The organism is Burkholderia gladioli, from assembly GCF_000959725.1.
Taxonomy (GTDB): Bacteria; Pseudomonadota; Gammaproteobacteria; order Burkholderiales; family Burkholderiaceae; genus Burkholderia; species Burkholderia gladioli.
This window is the reverse complement of the sequence record NZ_CP009322.1, coordinates 730,101-751,183: the sequence shown is the minus strand read 5'-3', so window position 1 is coordinate 751,183 and position 21,083 is coordinate 730,101. Positions and strand designations below refer to the sequence as shown.

The window sequence follows — 21,083 nt, the reverse complement described above, 5'->3', positions numbered from 1 at the left end:
TAACCCGCCTCCTCACAAGGTTAATTCTATATATCGCGATATTCCGATATATGCTTCGTCCGACGACGTTACAATCGGGTCCCGCCGTTCCACCGATTCATCACCCATGACGCTCGACATCGACGCGATTCACAAGGCCCTGGCCAACCCTGTCCGGCGCGAGATCCTCGCCTGGCTCAAGGAGCCCGAGCACCACTTCCCGGACCAGGCCCTGCACGCCTCGTTCCAGGAAGGCGTGTGCGCCGGCCAGATCGACTCGCGTTGCGGCCTGTCGCAGTCGACCGTGTCGGCCCACCTCGCCACCCTGCAGCGCGCGGGGCTGGTGCAGAGCTCGCGGGTCGGCCAGTGGGTGTTCTTTCGGCGCAACGAAACGGTGATCCGGGCCTTCGTCGATCAATTGCAAACCAGCCTGTAGCGTCGATATCGCCGCCGCGAGGCTTGCCGGGTCCGTGCCCGGCCCAACTCATTCGACAAGGAGTCCCTGCCATGCCAACCCTGTTCGATCCGCTGGTCGTCGGCGACCTGACGCTGCCGAACCGTATCGTGATGGCCCCGCTCACGCGCGCCCGCTCGGGCGACGAGCGCGTGCCGAACGCGCTGATGGCGCGCTACTACGCCGAGCGCGCCTCCGCCGGCCTGATCCTGACCGAGGCCACCTCGGTCACGCCGCAGGGCGTGGGCTACGCCAAGACGCCGGGCATCTGGTCCGACGAACAGGTCGAGGGCTGGAAGCTGGTGACCCAGGCCGTGCACGAGGCGGGCGGCAAGATCTTCATGCAGCTCTGGCACGTGGGCCGCATCTCGGACCCGATCTTCCTGGACGGCCAACTGCCGGTGGCGCCGAGCGCGATCGCGGCCGGCGGCCATGTCAGCCTGGTGCGCCCGGAACGTCCATTCGTCACGCCGCGCGCGCTCGAACTCGACGAGATCCCCGGCATCATCGCGGCCTATCGCAAGGGCGCCGAGAACGCCAAGCTGGCCGGCTTCGACGGCGTGGAAATCCACGGCGCGAACGGCTACCTGCCCGACCAGTTCCTGCAGGACAGCACCAACCATCGCACCGACGCCTACGGCGGCTCGATCGAGAACCGCGCGCGCTTCCTGCTCGAGGCGGTGGATGCGGCCATCGAGGTATGGGGCGCCGAGCGCGTCGGCGTGCACCTGGCACCGCGCGGCGATGCGCACACGATGGGCGATTCGAACCCGGCGGCCACCTTCGGCTACGTCGCGCGCGAACTCGGCCGCCGCAAGATCGCCTTTATCTTCGCCCGCGAAAGCGAAGGCGATAACCGTCTCGGCCCGCAACTGAAGGCAGCCTTCGGCGGCCCCTACATCGCCAACGAAGCGTTCACGCTCGACAGCGCGCAAGCCGTGCTGGCCAAGGGCGAGGCCGATGCGGTGGCGTGGGGCAAGCTGTTCATCGCCAATCCGGACCTGCCGCGCCGCTTCCAGCTCAACAGCGAGCTGAACGCGCCGGTGCCGTCGACCTTCTACGCCGAGGGCGAGACGGGCTACACCGACTATCCGTCGCTCGAAAACGTCGCCTGACGACCGGGCGGGCGCTTGCCCGTCCTCGCGGCCGCCGCTCACGCCCGATGCGTGAGCGGCGGCCGTTTTGCTTTCGGGCGCCCGAAAACGGGATCGGATCGATTCGCGGCAACACGTGCCGAGGAACCGGCTCTCTATTTATACCCGGATGATATTGACGATCGATTTACATCCGGGTATAAATTCGCTCCTTGTCCACAACGGCCCGCTTGCCTGCCCCGAATCATGTCTTCCGCCATCGACCTCAATGCCGGCGCGCTCGCCCCGGTAGCCCGCGAATCCGACCTGGGTGCCTTGCCCTTGAGCGGCACCTTGCCGCCGGAGCTGGACGGCTGGCTGGTGCGCAATGGCCCGAATCCCGTGACTGGCCGCTTCGCCGGCCAGGACCTGCTGTCCTGGTGGCCCGAGGCCGCGATGCTGCATGCGGTCGGCTTCGCCGACGGCCGCACGAGCGGCTATCGCAACCGCTGGCTGCGCACGCGCCGCTGGGCCGAGCACCATGCGCCCGAACAGTTCGAGGCGATGCCGGACACCAACCCCAACATCAACGTGATCCGCCATGCCGGCAGCACGCTGGCGCTGGCCGAGGGCGGCATGCCGCTGGAAATCTCGCCCGGCCTCGACACGCTCGGCCCGGCACACCACCTGCCCGCCTTCGCGCAGGGCATGGGCGGACATCCGAAGGTCGATCCGGAAACGGCGGAGCTGGTCGGGTTTCGTGCGCACTGGATGCCGCCCTACCTGCGCTACATGGTGGCCGCGCCCGACGGCACCACGCGCGTGGACCTGCCGATCGAGCTGCCGCGTCCGTCGATGATCCACGACCTCGCGATCACGGCCAGCCACAGCCTGCTGCCGGACCTGAACGTGATCTACGATTTCTCGATGCTCAAGCGCGGCCATCGCATGCCGCTGCGCTGGGAGGCGGACCGGCCGGCGCGCATCGGCGTGCTGCCGCGCCATGCCGGCGACGCCGATGCCCTGCGCTGGTTCGAGATCGCGCCCTGCTTCATCCAGCACGTGATCAACGCCTGGGACGCGGATGCCTCGACCATCGTGCTCGACGTGATCCGCTATCCCTGGTTCCTTCGCCTGGCGCCGGACGGCCAGGCCTTCGAGCCGAACCCGATCGGCACGCCTTGGCGCTACCGCTTCGATCTCGACGCCGGCACGGTCGAGGAAGGAGCGCTGTCGGACCTGGCGCTGGAGCTGCCGCGCATCGACGAGCGTCGCACCGGCCGCGCCTATCGCTATTGCTACGCGGTCGAGCAGCCGGGCCTGGACGAGATGCGCGGCATCGTTCGCCTCGATGTCCTCACAGGCGAGGTGATGCGCCACGCGGTGCCGCCCGGCGACCAGAACAGCGAACCGGTGTTCGTGCCGCGCGCGGGATCGAGCGAGGACGACGACGGCTGGGTGCTCGCCTGCGTGTACCGCGCGGCCACCGACACCAGCGACGTGGTGGTGCTCGACGCGCGCCGGCTCGATGCCGAACCGGTGGCGACCGTGCATCTGCCGGTGCGGATCCCGGCGGGCTTTCACGGCGCCTGGCTGCCGCGCGACTGAAGCCGCGGCGCCGCGCAAGCAAAAAAGGCACGTCGGGCGGCGTGCTTGCACACATCGCCCGAGGTGCCTGTCATCCGGCCATTCAGCCGGCAGGAGTTCAGTCCCGATTCGCCTGCAGTACCGTGAGGGCCGTCATGTTGACGATCCGGCGCACGGTCGAGCTGGAGGTCAGCACGTTGACCGGCGCGTTGACGCCGAGCAGGAACGGCCCGACCGCCACGTTGCTGCCCGCGCTGGTCTTCAGCAGGTTGTAGGCGATGTTGCCGGCGTCCACGTTCGGGCAGACCAGCAGGTTGGCCTCGCCCTTGAGCCGCGAATGCGGCAGGATGCGCTGGCGCAGCGCCTCGTCGAGCGCGCAGTCGCCGTGCATCTCGCCCTCGATCTCGAGATCGGGCGCGCGCTCGCGCACCAGTTCCAGCACCTCGCGCATCTTCGCCCCCGAGGCCGAGCTGCCCGAGCCGAAGTTCGAGCGCGACAGCAGCGCCACCTTCGGCTGCAGGTTCAGCCAGGCCATCTGCGAGGCGGCGGAGACGGTGAATTCGGCGATCTGCTCGGCGTTCGGATTGTCGTTGACGTGGGTGTCGACCAGGGCCACGGTGCGCTTGTCGAGCAGCAGGATGTTCATCGCCGCGTAGGTGCGCGCGCCGCGCTGCTTGCCGATCGCCTCGTCGACGAAGCGCAGGTGGTCGTGATAGGCGCCCACCGTGCCGCAGATCATCCCGTCCGCATCGCCGAGCCGCACCATCATCGCGCCGATCAGGGTCAGGCGGCGGCGCATCTCGACGCGCGCCATCTCCTTGGTGATGCCGTCGCGGCAGCGCAGCTCCCAATAGGTGGTCCAGTATTGATGGAAGCGTTCGTCGTATTCGGGGTTGGTGACTTCCACGTCCTCGCCCAGGCGCAGGCGCAGGCCGAACTTCTCGATGCGCGCGAGCAGCACCTCGGGGCGGCCGATCAGGATCGGCCGCGCCAGCTTCTCGTCGACGATCACCTGCACCGCGCGCAGCACGCGCTCCTCCTCGCCTTCGGCGAACACGATGCGGGTCTTCGCGCCGTCGCGCACGAACTGCTTGGCCGCCGCGAACAGCGGCTTCATGAAGGCGCCCGAGTGATAGACGAACTGCTGGAGCTGGTCCGTGTAGGCCGCGAAATCCGTGATCGGGCGCGTGGCCACGCCGTCCTCGATGGCCGCGCGGGCCACCGCCGGCGCGATGCGCAGGATCAGGCGCGAATCGAAGGGCTTGGGAATCAGGTACTTCGGCCCGAACGACAGGTCGTAGGCGCCGTAGGCGGCCGCCACCGCGTCGTTCGCCTCTTCCTGGGCGAGGCCGGCGATCGCGTGAACCGCCGCGATCTCCATGCGCCGCGTGATGGTGGTGGCGCCCACGTCGAGCGCGCCGCGGAAGATATACGGGAAGCACAGCACGTTGTTGACCTGGTTCGGGAAGTCCGAACGGCCGGTGGCGATCACCACGTCCTCGCGCGTGGCGTGGGCGAGCTCGGGGAAGATTTCCGGCGTCGGGTTCGCGAGCGCCAGGATCAGCGGATTGGCAGCCATCTTCTTGAGCATCGCGGCGCTCAGCACGCCGCCGGCCGACAGGCCGAGGAACACGTCGGCGCCCTCGATCACCTCGTCGAGCGTGCGCGCCGAGGTGTCCTGCGCGAAGCGCGCCTTGTCCGGGTCCATCAGCGTGGCGCGGCCCTGGTAGACCACGCCCTCGATGTCGGTGGCCCAGACGTTCTCGATCGGCAGGCCCAGGTCGACCATCAGGTCCAGACAGGCCAGCGCCGCGGCGCCCGCGCCCGAGGTGACCACCTTGACCTGCCTGATATCCTTGCCGACCACCTTCAGGCCGTTGATGAAGGCCGCGCTCACCGTGATCGCGGTGCCGTGCTGGTCGTCGTGGAAGACCGGGATCTTCATGCGCTCGCGCAGCTTGCGCTCGACCGTGAAGCACTCGGGCGCCTTGATGTCCTCGAGGTTGATGCCGCCGAAGGTGGCTTCCAGGCTGGCGATGATGTCGACCAGCTTGTCCGGGTCGGATTCGGTGATCTCGATGTCGAACACGTCGATCCCGGCGAACTTCTTGAACAGCACCGCCTTGCCTTCCATCACCGGCTTGGAGGCCAGCGCGCCGATGTTGCCCAGGCCGAGCACCGCGCTGCCGTTGGTGATCACGCCCACCAGGTTGCCGCGGCTGGTGTAGTTGAAGGCGTTGGCGGGATCGGCGGCGATCTCCTCGCAGGCCGCCGCCACGCCCGGCGTGTAGGCCAGCGCCAGGTCGCGCTGCGTGACCAGCGGCTTGCTCGCGGTCACGGAAATCTTCCCCGGGGTCGGGAACTGGTGGTATTCCAGGGCGGCCTGGCGGTCGGTCTTGTTCATCGTCTCCACTCGCGGTGTTGGCGCCGGGCCTGTCCCGGCGGCTTGGGCATATCGAGGAAGCGATTCTAGGCAGCCGCAATCGGCGCCCTATTTTGAATTAGTATGGGCGCATCACGTTTTCATAATGACCAGGAAGCCGGCACCGTGGCCTTCGATACGGAAGAGGTGATCCGGCGGCTCAGCAGCCGCCTGAAGATCCGCCATCTGATCCTGCTGCTGCAGATCCGCCAGCACGGCTCGCTCACGCGCGTGGCCGAGCAGATGGCCAGCAGCCAGCCGGCCGTCACCAATGCGCTGGCCGAGCTGGAGGGCATGTTCGGCGGCCCGCTGTTCGAGCGCAGCTCGCGCGGCATGACGCCCACCGCGCTCGGCAAGGTGGTGCTGGCGCGCGCCCAGGCCATGCTGCACGACCTCGACCACCTGACGCGCGATATCGAGGCGGTGGTGGCCGGGCATGCCACCCGCATCCATATCGGCGTGATTCCCTTCATCTCGGGCAGGACCCTGGCCGCGGCGATCCGCCAGACCCAGGCCGAGGTGCCGCAGCGCCTGACCATGACGATCCACGAAGGCACCAGCGAGCAGTTGATCGCGCAGCTGCGCGAGCACCAGCTCGACGTGGTGATCGCGCGCGCCACCTCCACCGTCGACCTGGCCGAGCTGCACTTCGAGGTGGTCCACCAGCAGAAGCCGCGCCTGATCGCCAGCCGCCGGCTGGCCGCCCGGCTCGCGCGCAACAAGCTCAACTGGCAGAAGCTGGTGGAGCTGGACTGGATCCTCGGCGCGCCGCACACGCCGATCCGCGAGCAGATCTCCGACCTGTTCCTGCGCGCCGGCGTGGCGCCGCCGGTGCCGATCGTCGAAAGCTATTCGTCACGCCTGATCGGCGAGATCCTCGCCTCCAACGAGAACGCCGTCTCGATCGTGCCGGCCGATATCGCCGAGGAACTGGTGCATATCGCCGGCGTGGCGATCGTCCCCTACACGCTCGACTGGACCCTGCCGCCGGTCGCGATCCTGACGCGAGACGGCGCGCCGCGCGAGGTGGACACGCTGCTCGCCCGCGCCCTGCGCGCGCTCTACCAGGAGCCCGAGGCCGGCAAGCCGGCCGCGGCCGAGGCGCTGGCGCGCCGCGAGGAAGAGTGACGCGGGCGCGGCGAAGGCGCCTGCTGCGGCTGCCCGGCCCCGCCCCCGCGTTGCCCCTTCGCCAAGAATTTACAAGCCACGGGCGCGGCACCCGCCTAAGCTGGGTTTCCCATCGATACCAGGAACCCCGGCATGAACCCGCAAGCTCCCACCGGCGACAGCCCGGCCCGTCCCGCCGCCACGCGCGGCCAATCCGTCACGATCCCGCTGCTCGCCAAGGCCGGCCGCGTCGACGGCCACTGGCAGCCGCGCGTGATCGCGGAAATGAACGACTACCAGTTCAAGGTGGCGAAGCTGCTCGGCGACTTCGTCTGGCACAGCCACGCCGATACCGACGAGACCTTCCTGGTGCTGGACGGCGAGCTGCGCATCGCCTTGCGCGACGGCGAGATCGTGCTGCGCGCCGGCGAGATGGCAGTGGTGCCGCGCGGCGTGGAGCACAAGCCGTATGCGGCCGCCGAGGTGCGGGTGCTGCTGATCGAGCCGCGCGGCGTGGTCAATACCGGCGACGGCGACAAGCTCGAGCGCACCGCGCCGAACGATGTCTGGATCTGAGCCCGCTCCGGGCACGCGACGGCGCCCCAAGTAAAACGGGCTGCCCGCAGGCAGCCCGTCGATGATCGCGATGCGCGCCTCACGGCGCGCGATGCTTATTTGGCCTTTTCGGCCGTATTCGAGATGGCCTGGCCGCCACTCGAAATATCCTGGCCCGCGCCGGCGATCGTGTTGCAGCCAGCGAGCGCGGCGGTCAGGATCAGCAGAACTGCAGCAATCGAACGAGTCATCGTGATTCTCCTTGGAAGTCGAGCCCGAGCGTAGTGGGCACATCGCACCTTGTCGAACGGCCGCCACCCCGATGGGGCGGGGACTGGTCCCGATTATACAAATGCCGCGAAACGCCGCCAGCAAATGATTGACGGGCGTGGCGGCCGAGGCACAGCCGATGCTAGCCCGAAATCGGGCGCGGCGGCGCTTGACTTTGACAGGCGGCGAACTATTATACGCATCGCGTATATTTCAAGACCGAGCCCACCATGACCGTTCCCCAGCAAGCCTTCCTGCGCGACGCCATGCGCCGCCTCAACATGACCCGCGAAGCCTTCGCGAACCGCATTGGCGTGAGCCGCCGGGCGCTGGATACCTGGCTGCTGCCCGACGATTCGCAGGAATCGCGCTCGATGCCGGAGATCGTCGAGCGCTATGTGAGCGAGATCGTCGAACGGGCCGGGGACGAGGCCAACCATACGCAGAGCGTAGATAAAAACTCCTTGAGCAGCCAGATCCTGTTCGAGGGCCGCCCGCAGTTGCTGTCGGTCGACCAGTTCTCGCGCGATTCGGTCGAGGCGCTGTTCCGGGTGGCCGACGTGATGCAGCCGATCGCGCGCCGCCGCAAGATCTCGCGGGTGCTGGAAGGCGCCGTGCTCGGCAACCTGTTCTTCGAGGCCAGCACGCGCACCCGGGTCTCGTTCGGCGCGGCCTTCTGCCGGCTGGGCGGCTCGGTCTGCGACACCACCGGCTTCACCTTCTCCTCGATGGCCAAGGGCGAATCGATCCACGACACCAGCCGCGTGATGGCCGGCTACGTGGACGCGCTGGTGATCCGCCATCCCGAGCAGGGCTCGGTGGCCGAGTTCGCGCGCGCCATCAACCTGCCGGTGATCAACGGCGGCGACGGCCCCGGCGAGCATCCCAGCCAGGCCCTGCTCGACCTCTACACGATCCAGCGCGAGTTCTCGCGGCTCGGCAAGATCGTCGACGGCTCGCACATCGCCTTCGTCGGCGATCTCAAGTACGGCCGCACGGTGCATTCGCTGGTCAAGCTGCTGGCGCTCTATCGCGGCATCCGCTTCACCCTGGTGGCGCCGCCCACGCTGGAGATGCCGCGCTACATCGTCGAGCAGGTCTCGCGCAACGGCCATGTGATCGAGGAAACCTCCGACCTCGCCAAGGGGCTGGCCGGCGCCGACGTGGTGTATGCCACGCGAATCCAGAAGGAGCGCTTCACCGACGAATCCTTCGAGGGCTACACGCCCGACTTCCAGATCAACCAGGCGCTGATGGATACCGTCTGCGGGCGCGACACGCTGATCATGCACCCGCTGCCGCGCGACAGCCGGCCCGGCGCGAACGACCTGTCGATCGACCTGAACCGCGATCCGCGGCTGGCGATCTTCCGCCAGACCGACAACGGGATCCCGGTGCGCATGGCGATCTTCGCCGTGCTGCTCGGCGTCGATCACCTGGTGCAGCACTCGATGCGCGACGCGACCTGGCGGCCGCCGGTCTATCTCGGGCCGGAGGATGCGGTGTTCCACGGCATCGATTGAGGGGAAGCGGTGGGCGGCGCCTCGATCGAGGCGCCGGCTTGCGGGCTCAGCTCAGCGCGAGCAGCGCGGCGGTGTCCAGGATGCACGCGTAGTCCATCGCCAGATTGGCCAGCGACAGCGCCTGGATCTCCTCGGCGCGCCAGAGGCGTCCGTCCAGGTCGTGGCGGTCGAAGGTATAGGTGGCGTCGGCCACCACGATGGTCGAGAAACCGAGATTGCCGGCCGTGCGCGCGGTCGATTCGACCGAATTGTTGGTGATGCCGCCCACCACCACCAATTGCCCGATCGCCTGGCGGTGCAGCCATGGCGCCAGTTCGCCGGACGTGAAGGCGTCGGGCACCTGCTTGTCGAGCACCTGCTCACCCGCTCGTGGCAGGAAGGCCGGCTGGAATTCCACGCCCGGCTGGCCGGGCCGAAACACCGAATCGGCCTCGCGCGAGAGGTGCCGCACGTGAACCACGGTGCGGCCGGTCTCGCGCCAACGCGCGAGCAAGCCGGCGATGCGCGCCTCCGCCTCGGGATGATTGCGGCGGCCCAGCCGCGGCTCGCGGATACCCTGCTGCAGGTCGATCAGCAGCAGCGCCGCATTGGGCTCGAGTCGAACGACGGCCTGCACGGAACCTCCGACGATGGAACGGGCTTCGATTCTAGCCTCGCCCCTCTCCTCCCCCGCACCAAAAAAACCACGCTTGCCCCGCTTTTCTCACGCCCCACCTCGACATTCATTACAATTCGCCTATCATTTCTTTCAATTTCGAAATCGCCGCCGCGCCGCCCATGACGCAGAAAAACCAGTCGAAGCACGCCGATCCCTATCTCGCCGTCGCGCGCAGCCCGATGCTCGGGTCGAGCCTGCCGATGTGGCGATCGAAATTCGTCGTGATCCTGATCTTTCTCGCGTTCGCCGCGCTGATCGCGCGGGCCTTCTGGGTGCAGGTGGCGAACCAGGACTTCTATCTCGGCCAGGGCGAGAAGCGCTACCAGCGCACCATCGAGCTCGACGCGATGCGTGGCCGGATCGTCGACCGCAACGGCGCGATGCTGGCCGTCAGCCTCAACACCTACGAAATCTGGGCCAATCCCAAGCAGGTCGATTCGGCCGCCTACGGCCCGCTCGCCAAGCTGCTCGAGATGCCGGCGGCCGAGGTCAAAAGGCGCTTGTCGGTCGACAAGCAGTTCGTGCTGCTCAAGCGGCAGATCGATCCCGAAACCGCCGCGCGCCTCGATAAGCTCGACCTCGCCGGCATCACCCAGATCGCCGATTCCAAGCGCTTCTACCCGGAAGGCGAATCGGCCGCCCACGTGGTGGGCTTCACGAATATCGAGGATCGCGGCCAGGAAGGCGTGGAACTGGCCGCCAACGGCCTGCTGCTGGGCACCGCCGGCCAGCGCGAGGTGATCCGCGACCGGCTCGGCCGGATCATCTCCGACACGCGTCCGCAGGTACCGGCGCGCCACGGCGCCACCGTCGAGCTGACCATCGACCGCCGCGTGCAGCAGCTCGCCAATGCGCAACTGAAGGCGGCGGTGCTCGCCAATCACGCGCAGGCCGGCAGCGTGGTGGTGCTCGACGCGCGCTCGGGCGAGATCCTCGCGCTCGCCAACTACCCCACCTTCGATCCCAACGACCGCAGCCGCCTGACCGGCGCGCAGTTGCGCAACCGCGCCGTGATCGACACCTTCGAGCCGGGCTCGACGGTCAAGCCGCTGGTGGTGGCACTGTCGATCGACGAAGGCAAGGTGCGCCCGCAAAGCCTCGTCAACACGTCGCCCGGCACCTGGAAGATCGGCCCCGCCGTGATCCACGACACCTCGAACCACGGCACGCTGACGGTTGCCCAGGCGCTGCAGAAGTCGAGCAACGTCGCGCTCGCCAAGCTGTCGCTGAACCTGTCCGCGCAAACCATCTGGGACAAGTACCAGGAATACGGCATCGGCCATGCGCCGGACCTGACCTTCCCCGGCGTCGCCTCGGGGCGGCTGCGCCCCTACCAGCGCTGGCGCCCGATCGAGCAGGCCACCATGGCCTATGGCTACGGGCTGTCGATGTCGCTGCTGCAGATCGCGCAGATGTACACCGCCTACGCCGGCGACGGCACGCTCCACCCGGTGCGCCTGCTGCGCGACGACCAGGCTCCCGCCCTGCAGGGGCGTCGCGTGACGCGGCCGGAAACGGCCGCCGCGATCCGCTCGATGCTGGAGATGGCGGTGGGCGAAGGCGGCACCGGGCGCGCGGCGCGCGTCGACGGTTATCGCGTCGGCGGCAAGACCGGCACCGCGCGCAAGCAGGTCGGCGCCTCCTATGCGCAGGGCAAGTACCGCGCGCTGTTCGCCGGCATGGCGCCGATGAGCGACCCGCGCGTGATCGTCGCCGTGATGATCGACGAGCCGAGCGGCAAGGGGTATTACGGCGGCACCGTGGCCGGGCCGGTGTTCTCTTCCGTGATGGGCGGCACGCTGCAGTTGCTCGGGGTGCCGCCGGATGCGCCGGTCAAGCCGGACGCGGTGAAGCAAGCCAGCGGCGCGCGGCCGGCCGCGCCGGGCAAGCCGGCGGCACGGCCCGCGGTGCGTCCCGCGCCGGCCATGGTGACGCAACGCGTGATCAACTCCGTGGCCAGCCAGGAAAAAACAGCCGCGCCGCGATCCTGAAAGCCTGAACCGGGTTCATTCATACCCGGTCGATTGCATGCCTCGATTGCCTATCCAAAATAAAATCAACCCGGCATTGATCGCGCAATCAAAATCCGCATTCTGATTCTTCATATATCGGCGATTCTCGCTTCCTGATAAAGCCGGACATTTTCTGATATTTCGATATCCGATCGATACGATCGGCCGCATGGCATTGCCTGCCCGCCATGGCTATATTCCCTCGCACATCAAGCTCATGACGCTGCCGTAGCGTTTATCGAAGCGCCGGCTCGAGGGACAGGCCATTATCCTTATGTCGAATTCCAAGCACGACCTGACAAGACTGGCGCTCGATTTCCAGCATAATCGTCTGTTGCGATTCGAATTCGACGGCGAAGCGCCTTATCCGCTTCTGCTGGCGAATCGCATCGACGGCACGGAATCGTTGTCGCGCGATTTTCAATTCACGATCGAAATCCTTTCCGATCATGCCGCACTGCCCGCCCGGGATTTCATCGGCAGGAAGCTCACGCTCAGCCTGCTGCGCGGCGACGGCAGCCAGCGTTATTTCAACGGTTATGTCTTTTCGTTCCGGCAACTCGGCAGCGACGGCGCCTGTGCCTGCTACGAAGCGGTGATCGGGCCGTGGCTGCGCTACCTGAGATACGGCCGGCACAACCGTCTGTTCCTCGACCGCAACCTGCGGCGCCAGACCGAAGCCGTGTTCGAGGATTACGGCAACCTGCCCGATTGGGCCTGGCATGTCGGCGAGGACGATCCGCCGGTGAAGATGGCCTGCCAGTTCGGCGAACACGATCACAACTATGTGCATCGGCGCTGGGAACAGGCGGGGTTGCGCTACTGGTACGAGCATCGCGAGAACGGGCATCGGCTGATCGTCGCCGATCCAGGCCGTCCCGCGCCGCCGATCGACGGCGATACCCACGAGATCCGCTTTCACAGCGGCATGGGCGCGCAGGAAGCGGACAGCATCCTGAGCTGGTCGCCATTCCAGCAAACCACCTCCACGCACGCGGAACTTTCTCGTTTCGACTTCAAATCCCCGCTTCCCACCCACGTCCGGAGCAGCCTGCAAACGGATGCCACCCTGCCCATTCTCGAATGGAACGAATACGCAGGCGCGCATGGCTACCGCAACATGGAGCACGGCTATCAGCTCGTGAATCGCCGGATCGAAGAAATCGGCACGACGATCCAGCGCGTCGAGGCTAGCGGCAACAACCGCTTCGTGATGCCCGGTCGATGGTTCAGGCTCACCGATCACCATGGCCTGGCACTGAGCCGAGATCCTCGGGATGACGAATACCTGATCGTGTCGGTGCGCCACCTCGCGACCAACAACTACCTGCAAGGCACCGGCCAGCCGGCGGAATACCGCAACGAATTCACCTGCGTGAGCAAGACCACACCGTGGCGGCCGGGGCGCGGCTTCAACAGCGTCGATACCCGGATCCTCGCGCCGCAGACCGCCACCGTCGTCGGCCCATCGGGCACCAGCATTCATACGGACGAGCACGGGCGCGTGCTGATCCGCTTTCATTGGGATCGCGATGGCAAATACACGGCCTGGGTGCGCGTGGCCAGCGCTTGGGCGGGCGGTGCCCAGGGGCTCGCGGCGCTGCCGCGCATCGGCTCCGAGGTGGTCGTGCAATGGCTGGACGGCAACCCGGATCACCCGATTGTCACCGGGCGCGTGATGAATGCGCACAATCCGCCCGCCTGGAAGCTGCCGGAACAGCAGGCGCTGATGGGTATTCGCAGCCGCGAACTCGATGGCGCCGACGGCAATGCCTCGATGGGCCGCAGCAATCACCTGGTTTTCGACGATACCGCCCAGGCACTTCAGGCGCAGCTTCGCTCCGACCATGCCGCCAGCCAGTTGTCGCTCGGCAAGCTCACGCGCATCGAGGACTGGCATGGGCGGCAGGACGCCCGCGGCGAAGGGTTCGAGCTGCGCACCGACGAAGTGGGCGCAATCCGCAGCGGCAAGGGCATGCTGATCAGCACGGAGATGCGGCCGCAAGCGCGAGGGCACCTGTCCGACGTCAGCGAGCCGGCTTCACGCTTGACGAAGGCGCGGACGCTGCAGGGTCAATTGGGCGGGCTTGCGAGGCAGCACGAGGCGCAGGACGGCGATGCCGATCAGGCGAAGGTGGCCGATGCGCTCGAGTCGCAGGTGCAAGGCATTCGTGGCGCGGGATCGCCCGGCAACGGCGACTTTCCCGAACTGGACGACGCACAGTTGCTGCTGGCGGGCGCCGCCGGCATCGCCGTCACCACGCCGGGAACGACTCATGTCGCGGCGGGTCGGCACGTGGCGATAACGGCCGGCGACACGATGGCCGTTGCCGCCGGCAAATCGCTCCTGGCGAGTGTTTCGGACAGGTTCTCGGTGTTCGTCCATCGCATGGGCATGAGGCTGGTCGCCGCCAGCGGCCAGGTACGGGTCGAGGCACAGAACGACGATCTCGAGTTGCTGGCCAGGAAGGTGGTCGCGATCGTCAGCACGACGGACTGGATCACCCTCACCGCGAAGCAGGGCATTCGGTTGACGGCGGGAGGTAGCCAGCTGGAAGTCAGCGCGAAGGGGATCGTCGGTTATACGGCCGGCGAGAACCTGATCCACGCAAGCAGCCACGATACGGCCGCCGGGCAAAACATCCCGACGCGGTTTCCCGGCAAGGACCTGTGCGCGCATCTCGCCGTTGACGCAGGTCGCGCAGGCTCGTCCTCGATCGTGCTGACTTGATGGGAGCATGGATATGAACCCTCCTCTCATGCAGCCGGTAAGCGATCTCACGAACGGGCTCACGCGCGGGTTTCTGTTGATCGACCCCAGCACCTGCGGCCATGCGCCGGACATCGCCGCACTCGACGGACATGCCTGCACGCCACGCATCCTGGCTCACCGCGAAGAGTGGATGCCGAAGCTGGTGGATCTCGCCACATTGAACGACGACGTCCGGATGCTGGCGGGTCGCTACCTGCTTGGGCGGTTCCATGCCGACCAGCCGCCCGCAATCTGCGCGTGGCTCGACAGCGAAGCGTCTGTCGACGTGATCGCCCGGCATATCGCGCATCACCTCGTCGGGCCGGGCATCGGCGGCCAATCCGTTTTCTGGCGCTTCCACGATCCACGTGTGTTCAGCCTGGCGCTCGCGATACTCGACCCAACACAACGACGGGCGCTACTCGGGCCGGTGAAATCGTGGACGTTTCCATGGGCAGGCCATGGCTGGCGCGTCGAGGCCGGCCAGTTCGTTCATGAATCCGTCGACAGCCCAGCCGGCTGGCCCCGGCCGGATCAGTGGCCTCGTATCGATCGCAGCGAAATGGCCGATGAAGTCTGCTATCGGCTCGCCGGCCTGGGCAGTGCTCAGGCCGCTCGCTTGCCTGCCATCGTGGATGAGCTCTTTCAAGAAGCGCTGAATCAAGGTCTCGTCGCGTCACACGAGTTCGTGACCTTCGCGCTTCAGCGCCTGCCACACGATTTCAAGCTCGCTTGAGCCCTGCCATGCCTTTCGAAACCACTCCAGAGGACCTTTCCATGCCCACGCTTAGCGGCTGCCCGCTGTGCGACCGACAGTCGCTTCTGATCTACCCCGTTCGTTATGCAATCGCATGCCCGCGCGGCGCCTCCAAAGCGCCGGCCTTGACCGGACATTTCCGAATCGACGAGCGCGCGCCGCAATCCGTTTCCACAGCCAAGTACACCTTGCGCGCATTGCGCGCCGGCTATCTCTACACCTACGACGAGAAACGCAAGCTCCTGCGTGCCTACATGGTGATCGATAACGGCATGCTCTGGCGTTTCCCTCCCGGCATCGCGCCGCCGGCCGGCGATGCTCCCGAGCGCTTCATTGAACAGGCTTGCCCGGCGAGCGACACGGCTTATGAATCGTATGGCCGTTGCGTGGATGTGCTGCATACCCCGGGCAGCGACGAGGCGACCAGGCTCTGGATCGGCTGGTCCAACGTGCGTTGGACACGCGAGCTCGTCTTCAAGAAGATCGAGAGCGAGGCGTGGCGCAAGCAGCACATGCAATGCATCGATATCCCGGCTATGCTCGCCGGCAATGCATGCGACACGGGAGAGTTTCAAGCGTCGCATCGGCAGATCGCGCATTTCGCGATGGACGACCAGGCGATGACGGAGGCTTTCTTGTTCAGCAATCAGCCTGTCAAGTACGAGACGCTCGCGCGCCGCAGCCAGGTGGCCAAACGTATCGGCGACGCGATGGCGGAATCACCGAACAAGAAAGGTTTCGTGGTCGCGGTCAATGATCCAGTGGGCATTACCAACGATCTCGCGGAATTGACGGTTCCCAGCCTGCATAACGGCTTCGACGAACAGATCTACTGGAAATCCATCTCGGCACGGCTTCTGGAGCGCGCGGAAGCCGGCATTCGCGCCAACGCGCGAGCTACGGCCGGCTTGACGTATGGCGTGTCAAAAGCGATTGCGGAGGCCAACGCCGTCAACACGAAGATCGGTCGCCCAGTATCGGCGGATGCAATGGGAGCTTTTCATGTGCTGCGCCGGTGGATCAAGACAGGAAGCCTCGAGAAGGCCGTGAAAGAGGAAACGAAGAAAGCGAGCGATATTCCCGCAACCCAGGAGGATGCGGCCAACGAGGCTTGGGAGGAGGCTTCGACCAGGGTTGGTGCGGACGGAAAGCGAGTCAGCGTGATCGACACGGAGGCGCTGAAGCGCTTCCCGCAGGAATACCAGCAAGCGCTCGACGCGTTCAGGCCAACATGGCAAGCCCTCGTGCAGGCTCATGCCGATTGGTTGAAATCGCTGCTGCTGGCCGAATGGATGGCAGGCAACCATGACGTGAAGGACTTGCGCAGCGGTTATGCCTACAGCGAATCCTGCGCGCAGGCGATCGGCGCCGCCGCAGGTACCGAAGCCTGCAAGAAGGTGCTCGACGACTGGCTGAACGGCCAGGCTTCGGATATCAGGAATCTGTATGCGCGGGCCCTGATGTTCAATCATGAGCAGTTGATGAAGGCGGCGGACGCGCATGTCCATGCCTCGGATATTCCGTACGAAAACTTCCTGAATATCTACAAGCTGGCCTTCGATCAGATCAAGGATCTGAGCAAGGCCGACAACTTGCGTGACAGGCTCGTGATCACGACGGCCAATCAGGTCGTGGACGTATTGACGAAAGCGGCGCGTAGTTCCGCGGTGGGTTTCATCACGATCCGCCTGGCGATGCAATCGGGTGTTCGGATCAAGCGATCGGCAGCCAGCAAGCTCGCGATACGTGATTGGACGCTGGAACAGGTCAAGACGCTGGGGGTGAAGCTCGATGGCGATCGGACCAGCCAAAGGGCAGCCGCCACGCAGGTCGGCAAGCAGGTTCTGAGGGCGGCGCCTGCGACGGATATGAATATCGTCGCGTACGAGATGGACGTCGATACGTTGGTGAAGAACGGGAAACTCGAGGCCGGCGCGATCAAGGCGATCAGGGTGCCTGGGGTGGATGCGACAAAGAGGTGGCTGGGGTCGTCCGCGGATTTCAATCTCGGCGTCGTGACGATGATTTTCCAGGTAGTGACGCTGACATTCGCGGCCAAGGAGTGGGAGGGGCGTGATCAGTTCAATCACGACGAAGCGGAGTTGAAGCTTGCTGCCGCTGTTGTGTCGATTCTTGGAACGGTTATCGAAACGGCTTCGATAACGATTATAAAAGCACCTGCTCATCCGCTATCGACGTTCATTATGAAGCAGTGGGCGGGGGCTAGTGAATTGGCCGGAGCCGGGATCAACCTTGGACAGCGACTAGCAGCCATCACAGGGCTTATTTTAGCCGGTTTTGACATCTTCATAAACGCACCTGGCGCAAAAAGCAATAACGATACCAGCCTTTGGATTCTCTACAATCTCAGCGGAATTTTTGGAGCATACATCGCGATCGCGCCGGCCATTAGCCTTCCGTTTTTCTGGCCCATCCTGGTTGCGTCCATCATCACCGGAATCATCATCTCCCACAACAAATCCAAGGCCATTAAAAATTGGATATCTCATTGCAAGCTCAGCAAAGGAGAGCATTACCGATCGCTCGAGGAAGAAATAAAAGCATTCAACTTCTCAATAGGAGACCAGCATGCATGAGCTCGCAATGAAGAAATGCATCGGCAAGCCGATACCCGAATGGGATGCGGCACATCGTTTAGAAATCGATCAATCCACCGGACCAAATCTACAAGATTTCGGGACAATCTTCCGCATCAACTCCATCTTCATGGATGTAATCGAGCCATCATTTTTGGAAAAACAGTGGTTTATTTTCGGAATCACCATCTCCTTCGCAGCCGCCCTAAATGGTCCATATATATACAGCTATGCCTACCTTGGCAGCGACCCACTCTCAGAAAGATTAATAACCCACCTTATGGCGCTTACTTTTATTTTTATTTTCGGCGGAATCACCTGGAAATTCGGCCGAGGACTATTCTACGGCTTACGCCACCAACCGATCCGCTTTCATCGCAGCCTTAACAGGCTCTATGCAATCCGATCTCGACGATATTTCGCCAAGCCGGGTGAAGGCGACATCGTATGGGAAGCCCCTTGGTCGACTGAATCGATCTTCTGCTTACATCGTGAAGAAACATCGTTCGGCGTCTTTTTCCACATCCGACACTACACGCTAGCCGACAACGGCACCGTCGCACGCGTGTTCTCGATCGGCCGCGAGTGGACGGGCTACGGTCAAATCGGGATGGCTCTCGCTCAATGGAACTACTGGTGCGCCTACATGAACGACGGCCCTGGCGATCTACCCAAGCCCATGTTGTTCCACACCCAACAAGAAACACTACGCGAAGCCTTCCTGTTCTCGCTCTATAGCTTCGGCTTGCGCGCCCCAGCCATCGTCCGGCTGCTGATGATGCCGCTCATCCTCGTGTTCACCGTCATGCGTGTGCTCGCCAACGCGACCTGCCGCGATCCCATCTGGCCCGAATCAATCGAACGCATCTCGCAGATCGCCCCCGACGACCCTTATGCCGAACCGCGCCCCGGCACCCCCGTCGGCTGGGGCGACACCATCCTCGCCCAACAACGCGGCGAATACCCCGACAACCCCCAAGCCCCCGTCAAGGACTGGAAGGGCGAAATGGACGAGCAAAAAAACGCCGCGGCCTGGCTCGAAAACCCCGCCGCCGCAGCCCGCCGAACCGCACGAGGTCGACCATGAAAGACGAAAACGGACGAGGCGTCATCCGTCTGCACGACCGAACCACCCACGGCGGCCAAGTCATCACCGCCAGCAGGGACCTGCGCGTCTTGGGCCTTCCCGTCGCGCTGGCGAACGATCTCACCGAATGCCCGATCTGCCACGGCCAGTTCCGGATCCTGCCGGAAAACAGCACTCGTCGGCATCACGGCGTCGCCGTCGCGTTCGACAACGACCCGACCGAATGCGGTGCCCGCCTGATCTCCTCGCTCGCCTAGCCGAATGGACCATCACCTGCTGCCGCACTTCGAACATGAGCGGGCCCTGTTCGCTCGGGCATTGACGGACTTCGCAAACCGTTACCCGAAAATCGCGACGCGCCTCGGCATTCACGGCGGGCATACCGACGATCCCTACCTTGAGCGCTTGATCCAGAAGTTTTCACTGCTTGCGGCTCGTCTCGATTCGAAGCTGGCGGACAGCTACCCGGAATTCACCGAGGCCCTCCTCAGCCTTGTCCATCCACACCACTTGCGTTCGGTGCCATCCTGCGCGATCGCCCGCTTCGACCCGCGTGCCATGGTCGGACAATTGAGCGAGCCGCGGATCGTCAGGCATGGCGCGATGCTGAACATGTCCGAGGCGCCGGTCAGATTCAGGTCGATCTACGATGTCACGCTCACGCCCCTGCAAATCCGGGACGCTAGATACACGCCTGCCACCCACGCGCCAACGTCCGTGGTCCTGCCAGCCAAGGCCACCGGCATCGTCTCGATCACCTTCGGCTCGGCGGCCGGCTCGCTGGCCAGCGCCATCTGCGACGATCCAGTCCGCATCCACCTCCGCGGCGATCGTCCCTTGCTTGCCGCGACGCTCGATGCCTTGTTGCTGCACGCAACCAAGGCCTATGTCGAAGTGGATCAAGGCCGCAAATGGACCTCGCTATCGAGCGTCCCCTTTTCCTGCGTGGGATTCGGCGACACCGAGCGCCTGCTGCCGCCCGGCGAGACGCATGCCGGCAGCGCCAAGGCACTTCGCTACCTGCTGGAATATTTCACGTTCCCGGAGCTGTTCGACTTCGTCGATCTCGACCTCGGCTACGTCAGCCGCGCCGCGAAGGCACCCGAAGCGCGATTGCTGAGCTTGCACGTCGTGCTGCGCGAAACGCCCGCCGAGTCGCCGGCCGCGCAAGCGCTCACCTCGCTGGACGTCGACACCTTCGAGCTGTTCTGCACACCGCTCGTCAACCTGTTCAAGCGGCCGGCGATACCGATCACCCTGCAACAAGACCTCGCCTATCCCGTCACGCCCGTTCCGCTGGAAAAACTCGCACCGCTGGACGTGTATTCGATCGATACCGTCCATCTCGGCGAGCCCACCATCAACGAGAACGCAAAGCCGAAAACAGCCGCGGCGGACGACCCGCCGCGAGTTCTCACCCCGGCCGCGCCCTACCAGGCATTCAGCCATGGCCGGGAACCCGATCCCTCCCACGTCTACTGGATCGCGTTTCGCGCGCACGCCCCCGGGCGAGCCGACTTCCCGGTAACGATGCTGTCGCTGGTGGATCTCGACGGCCGTCCCACGCATCCGAAGCTCCGGCAAGTCGACGTGATGACGACCGCCACCAATCACGACTTGCCCTCGCGAATCCCGATCGGCAAAGCCTCGGGAGACCTGCGGCTCGAGGACGAGCCGCTGGGCTGCCCGATCCGGCTGATCACGCACCCCACGCCGCCATCTGCCTTGCCGCGTGAAGACGACGCCCCATGGCACCTGCTGTCCGCCCTGTCGCCGCATCCGACCAACCTGACTCGCGACGGCCTGCCCGCGCTGAAGGCGATCCTGAAGCTGCATGCCTCCCGCTCGAACGCCTTTGCGCAGCGCTGCATCGAGGCGATCGCGAACCTGGATCACAAGCCCGCCTCGCGATGCCTGTCACTCGCCCGACAAAGCTCATCGCTCGTGCGCGGCATCGAGATCAGGCTCGCACTCGACGAGACGGCATTGCGCGGCACCAGCCTCGTCGTCTTCACGCGGCTGCTCGCGCGATTCTTCGCGCTCTACGCTCCCGCCGGCAGCTACGTGCAGCTCGTGGTTCACGCCGCCGAAACCGGGAAGGAACTGAGCCGCGGCGAGGCCTTGCAAGGCACCCAGCCGCTGCTCTGACGCCACGCCCGCCAGACTCGTCGGCGCAAAAAAAATGGCGCCGCGATTCCGCCGGCGCCTCAAGTACCCCCCACCCTCTCATTACCCGTCATCCGCGCACGC

16 protein-coding genes are annotated in these 21,083 nt (G+C 65.3%); 13 read left to right on the top strand and 3 right to left on the bottom strand.

The genetic code is table 11. The annotated features are described in order from the left end of the window. Positions 1-106 precede the first annotated feature (106 nt). The 3 genes from BM43_RS04135 (at position 107) to BM43_RS04125 (ending at position 3,114) form a co-directional block, all read left to right on the top strand. A complete protein-coding gene (locus BM43_RS04135) occupies positions 107-415 on the top strand; it encodes an ArsR/SmtB family transcription factor (RefSeq protein WP_017919460.1) in 309 nt (102 codons plus the stop codon). A 71-nt stretch (positions 416-486) separates the two neighbouring features. Beyond that, positions 487-1,548 carry an alkene reductase gene (locus tag BM43_RS04130; RefSeq protein ID WP_036056744.1) on the top strand — a complete coding sequence of 354 codons (1,062 nt, stop codon included), beginning with the start codon at positions 487-489 and terminating at the stop codon, positions 1,546-1,548. A 225-nt stretch (positions 1,549-1,773) separates the two neighbouring features. Then, on the top strand, positions 1,774-3,114 hold the full coding sequence (locus tag BM43_RS04125; protein WP_036056745.1) for a carotenoid oxygenase family protein: 1,341 nt from the start codon (positions 1,774-1,776) through the stop codon (positions 3,112-3,114). Positions 3,115-3,211: 97 nt separating this feature from the next. On the opposite strand, the gene BM43_RS04120 is transcribed toward BM43_RS04125, so the two are convergent. Then, positions 3,212-5,497, bottom strand: coding sequence for an NADP-dependent malic enzyme (locus BM43_RS04120; protein WP_036056746.1), 2,286 nt, complete (start codon positions 5,495-5,497; stop codon positions 3,212-3,214). A gap of 144 nt (positions 5,498-5,641) precedes the next feature. On the opposite strand from BM43_RS04120, the gene BM43_RS04115 reads away from it, so the two are divergent. After that, positions 5,642-6,643 (top strand): LysR family transcriptional regulator, encoded by a 1,002-nt coding sequence (locus BM43_RS04115; protein ID WP_036035056.1) that lies wholly within the window; start codon positions 5,642-5,644, stop codon positions 6,641-6,643. A gap of 132 nt (positions 6,644-6,775) precedes the next feature. After that, entirely contained in the window at positions 6,776-7,198 is a 423-nt protein-coding gene (locus BM43_RS04110) for a cupin domain-containing protein (RefSeq protein ID WP_036035058.1), read from the top strand. A gap of 95 nt (positions 7,199-7,293) precedes the next feature. On the opposite strand, the gene BM43_RS04105 is transcribed toward BM43_RS04110, so the two are convergent. Then, a complete protein-coding gene (locus BM43_RS04105; protein ID WP_013689839.1) occupies positions 7,294-7,428 on the bottom strand; it encodes an entericidin A/B family lipoprotein in 135 nt (44 codons plus the stop codon). A 249-nt stretch (positions 7,429-7,677) separates the two neighbouring features. On the opposite strand from BM43_RS04105, the gene BM43_RS04100 reads away from it, so the two are divergent. After that, positions 7,678-8,970 (top strand): aspartate carbamoyltransferase, encoded by a 1,293-nt coding sequence (locus BM43_RS04100; RefSeq protein WP_036056748.1) that lies wholly within the window; start codon positions 7,678-7,680, stop codon positions 8,968-8,970. Between the two features lie 46 nt (positions 8,971-9,016). Here BM43_RS04100 and BM43_RS04095 read toward each other — a convergent pair whose 3' ends face one another. Beyond that, positions 9,017-9,586, bottom strand: coding sequence for a cysteine hydrolase family protein (locus tag BM43_RS04095; protein WP_013689837.1), 570 nt, complete (start codon positions 9,584-9,586; stop codon positions 9,017-9,019). Positions 9,587-9,747: 161 nt separating this feature from the next. On the opposite strand from BM43_RS04095, the gene BM43_RS04090 reads away from it, so the two are divergent. The 7 genes from BM43_RS04090 (at position 9,748) to tssF (ending at position 20,981) form a co-directional block, all read left to right on the top strand. Beyond that, complete coding sequence (locus BM43_RS04090; RefSeq protein ID WP_036056750.1) at positions 9,748-11,619, top strand: peptidoglycan D,D-transpeptidase FtsI family protein; 1,872 nt, start codon at positions 9,748-9,750, stop codon at positions 11,617-11,619. Positions 11,620-11,914: 295 nt separating this feature from the next. Continuing rightward, a complete protein-coding gene (locus BM43_RS04085) occupies positions 11,915-14,371 on the top strand; it encodes a type VI secretion system Vgr family protein (protein ID WP_036056751.1) in 2,457 nt (818 codons plus the stop codon). Between the two features lie 13 nt (positions 14,372-14,384). Beyond that, complete coding sequence (locus BM43_RS04080) at positions 14,385-15,128, top strand: DUF4123 domain-containing protein (protein WP_157693235.1); 744 nt, start codon at positions 14,385-14,387, stop codon at positions 15,126-15,128. A 41-nt stretch (positions 15,129-15,169) separates the two neighbouring features. Next, a complete protein-coding gene (locus tag BM43_RS04075; protein WP_036057372.1) occupies positions 15,170-17,746 on the top strand; it encodes a T6SS effector BTH_I2691 family protein in 2,577 nt (858 codons plus the stop codon). Next, on the top strand, positions 17,739-18,833 hold the full coding sequence (locus tag BM43_RS04070; RefSeq protein WP_036056753.1) for a DUF6708 domain-containing protein: 1,095 nt from the start codon (positions 17,739-17,741) through the stop codon (positions 18,831-18,833). Before BM43_RS04075 ends, BM43_RS04070 begins: the two co-directional genes overlap by 8 nt. Next, a complete protein-coding gene (locus tag BM43_RS04065; RefSeq protein ID WP_025101980.1) occupies positions 18,830-19,090 on the top strand; it encodes a PAAR domain-containing protein in 261 nt (86 codons plus the stop codon). Before BM43_RS04070 ends, BM43_RS04065 begins: the two co-directional genes overlap by 4 nt. Before the next feature lie 4 nt (positions 19,091-19,094). Next, positions 19,095-20,981, top strand: a complete 1,887-nt coding sequence (tssF, locus tag BM43_RS04060) for a type VI secretion system baseplate subunit TssF (RefSeq protein WP_036056755.1) — start codon at positions 19,095-19,097, stop codon at positions 20,979-20,981. The last annotated feature ends 102 nt before the right edge of the window (positions 20,982-21,083 follow it).

What these genes read in the sequence shown, in the direction of transcription:
- BM43_RS04100 (WP_036056748.1), top strand. Translation starts at nt 7,678, where the DNA reads ATGACCGTTCCCCAGCAAGCCTTCCTGCGCGACGCCATGCGCCGCCTC.
- BM43_RS04135 (WP_017919460.1), top strand. Translation starts at nt 107, where the DNA reads ATGACGCTCGACATCGACGCGATTCACAAGGCCCTGGCCAACCCTGTC.
- BM43_RS04120 (WP_036056746.1), bottom strand. Translation starts at nt 5,497, where the DNA reads ATGAACAAGACCGACCGCCAGGCCGCCCTGGAATACCACCAGTTCCCG.
- BM43_RS04125 (WP_036056745.1), top strand. Translation starts at nt 1,774, where the DNA reads ATGTCTTCCGCCATCGACCTCAATGCCGGCGCGCTCGCCCCGGTAGCC.
- BM43_RS04085 (WP_036056751.1), top strand. Translation starts at nt 11,915, where the DNA reads ATGTCGAATTCCAAGCACGACCTGACAAGACTGGCGCTCGATTTCCAG.
- BM43_RS04105 (WP_013689839.1), bottom strand. Translation starts at nt 7,428, where the DNA reads ATGACTCGTTCGATTGCTGCAGTTCTGCTGATCCTGACCGCCGCGCTC.
- BM43_RS04130 (WP_036056744.1), top strand. Translation starts at nt 487, where the DNA reads ATGCCAACCCTGTTCGATCCGCTGGTCGTCGGCGACCTGACGCTGCCG.
- BM43_RS04090 (WP_036056750.1), top strand. Translation starts at nt 9,748, where the DNA reads ATGACGCAGAAAAACCAGTCGAAGCACGCCGATCCCTATCTCGCCGTC.
- BM43_RS04070 (WP_036056753.1), top strand. Translation starts at nt 17,739, where the DNA reads ATGCATGAGCTCGCAATGAAGAAATGCATCGGCAAGCCGATACCCGAA.
- tssF (WP_036056755.1), top strand. Translation starts at nt 19,095, where the DNA reads ATGGACCATCACCTGCTGCCGCACTTCGAACATGAGCGGGCCCTGTTC.
- BM43_RS04110 (WP_036035058.1), top strand. Translation starts at nt 6,776, where the DNA reads ATGAACCCGCAAGCTCCCACCGGCGACAGCCCGGCCCGTCCCGCCGCC.
- BM43_RS04075 (WP_036057372.1), top strand. Translation starts at nt 15,170, where the DNA reads ATGCCCACGCTTAGCGGCTGCCCGCTGTGCGACCGACAGTCGCTTCTG.
- BM43_RS04080 (WP_157693235.1), top strand. Translation starts at nt 14,385, where the DNA reads ATGAACCCTCCTCTCATGCAGCCGGTAAGCGATCTCACGAACGGGCTC.
- BM43_RS04065 (WP_025101980.1), top strand. Translation starts at nt 18,830, where the DNA reads ATGAAAGACGAAAACGGACGAGGCGTCATCCGTCTGCACGACCGAACC.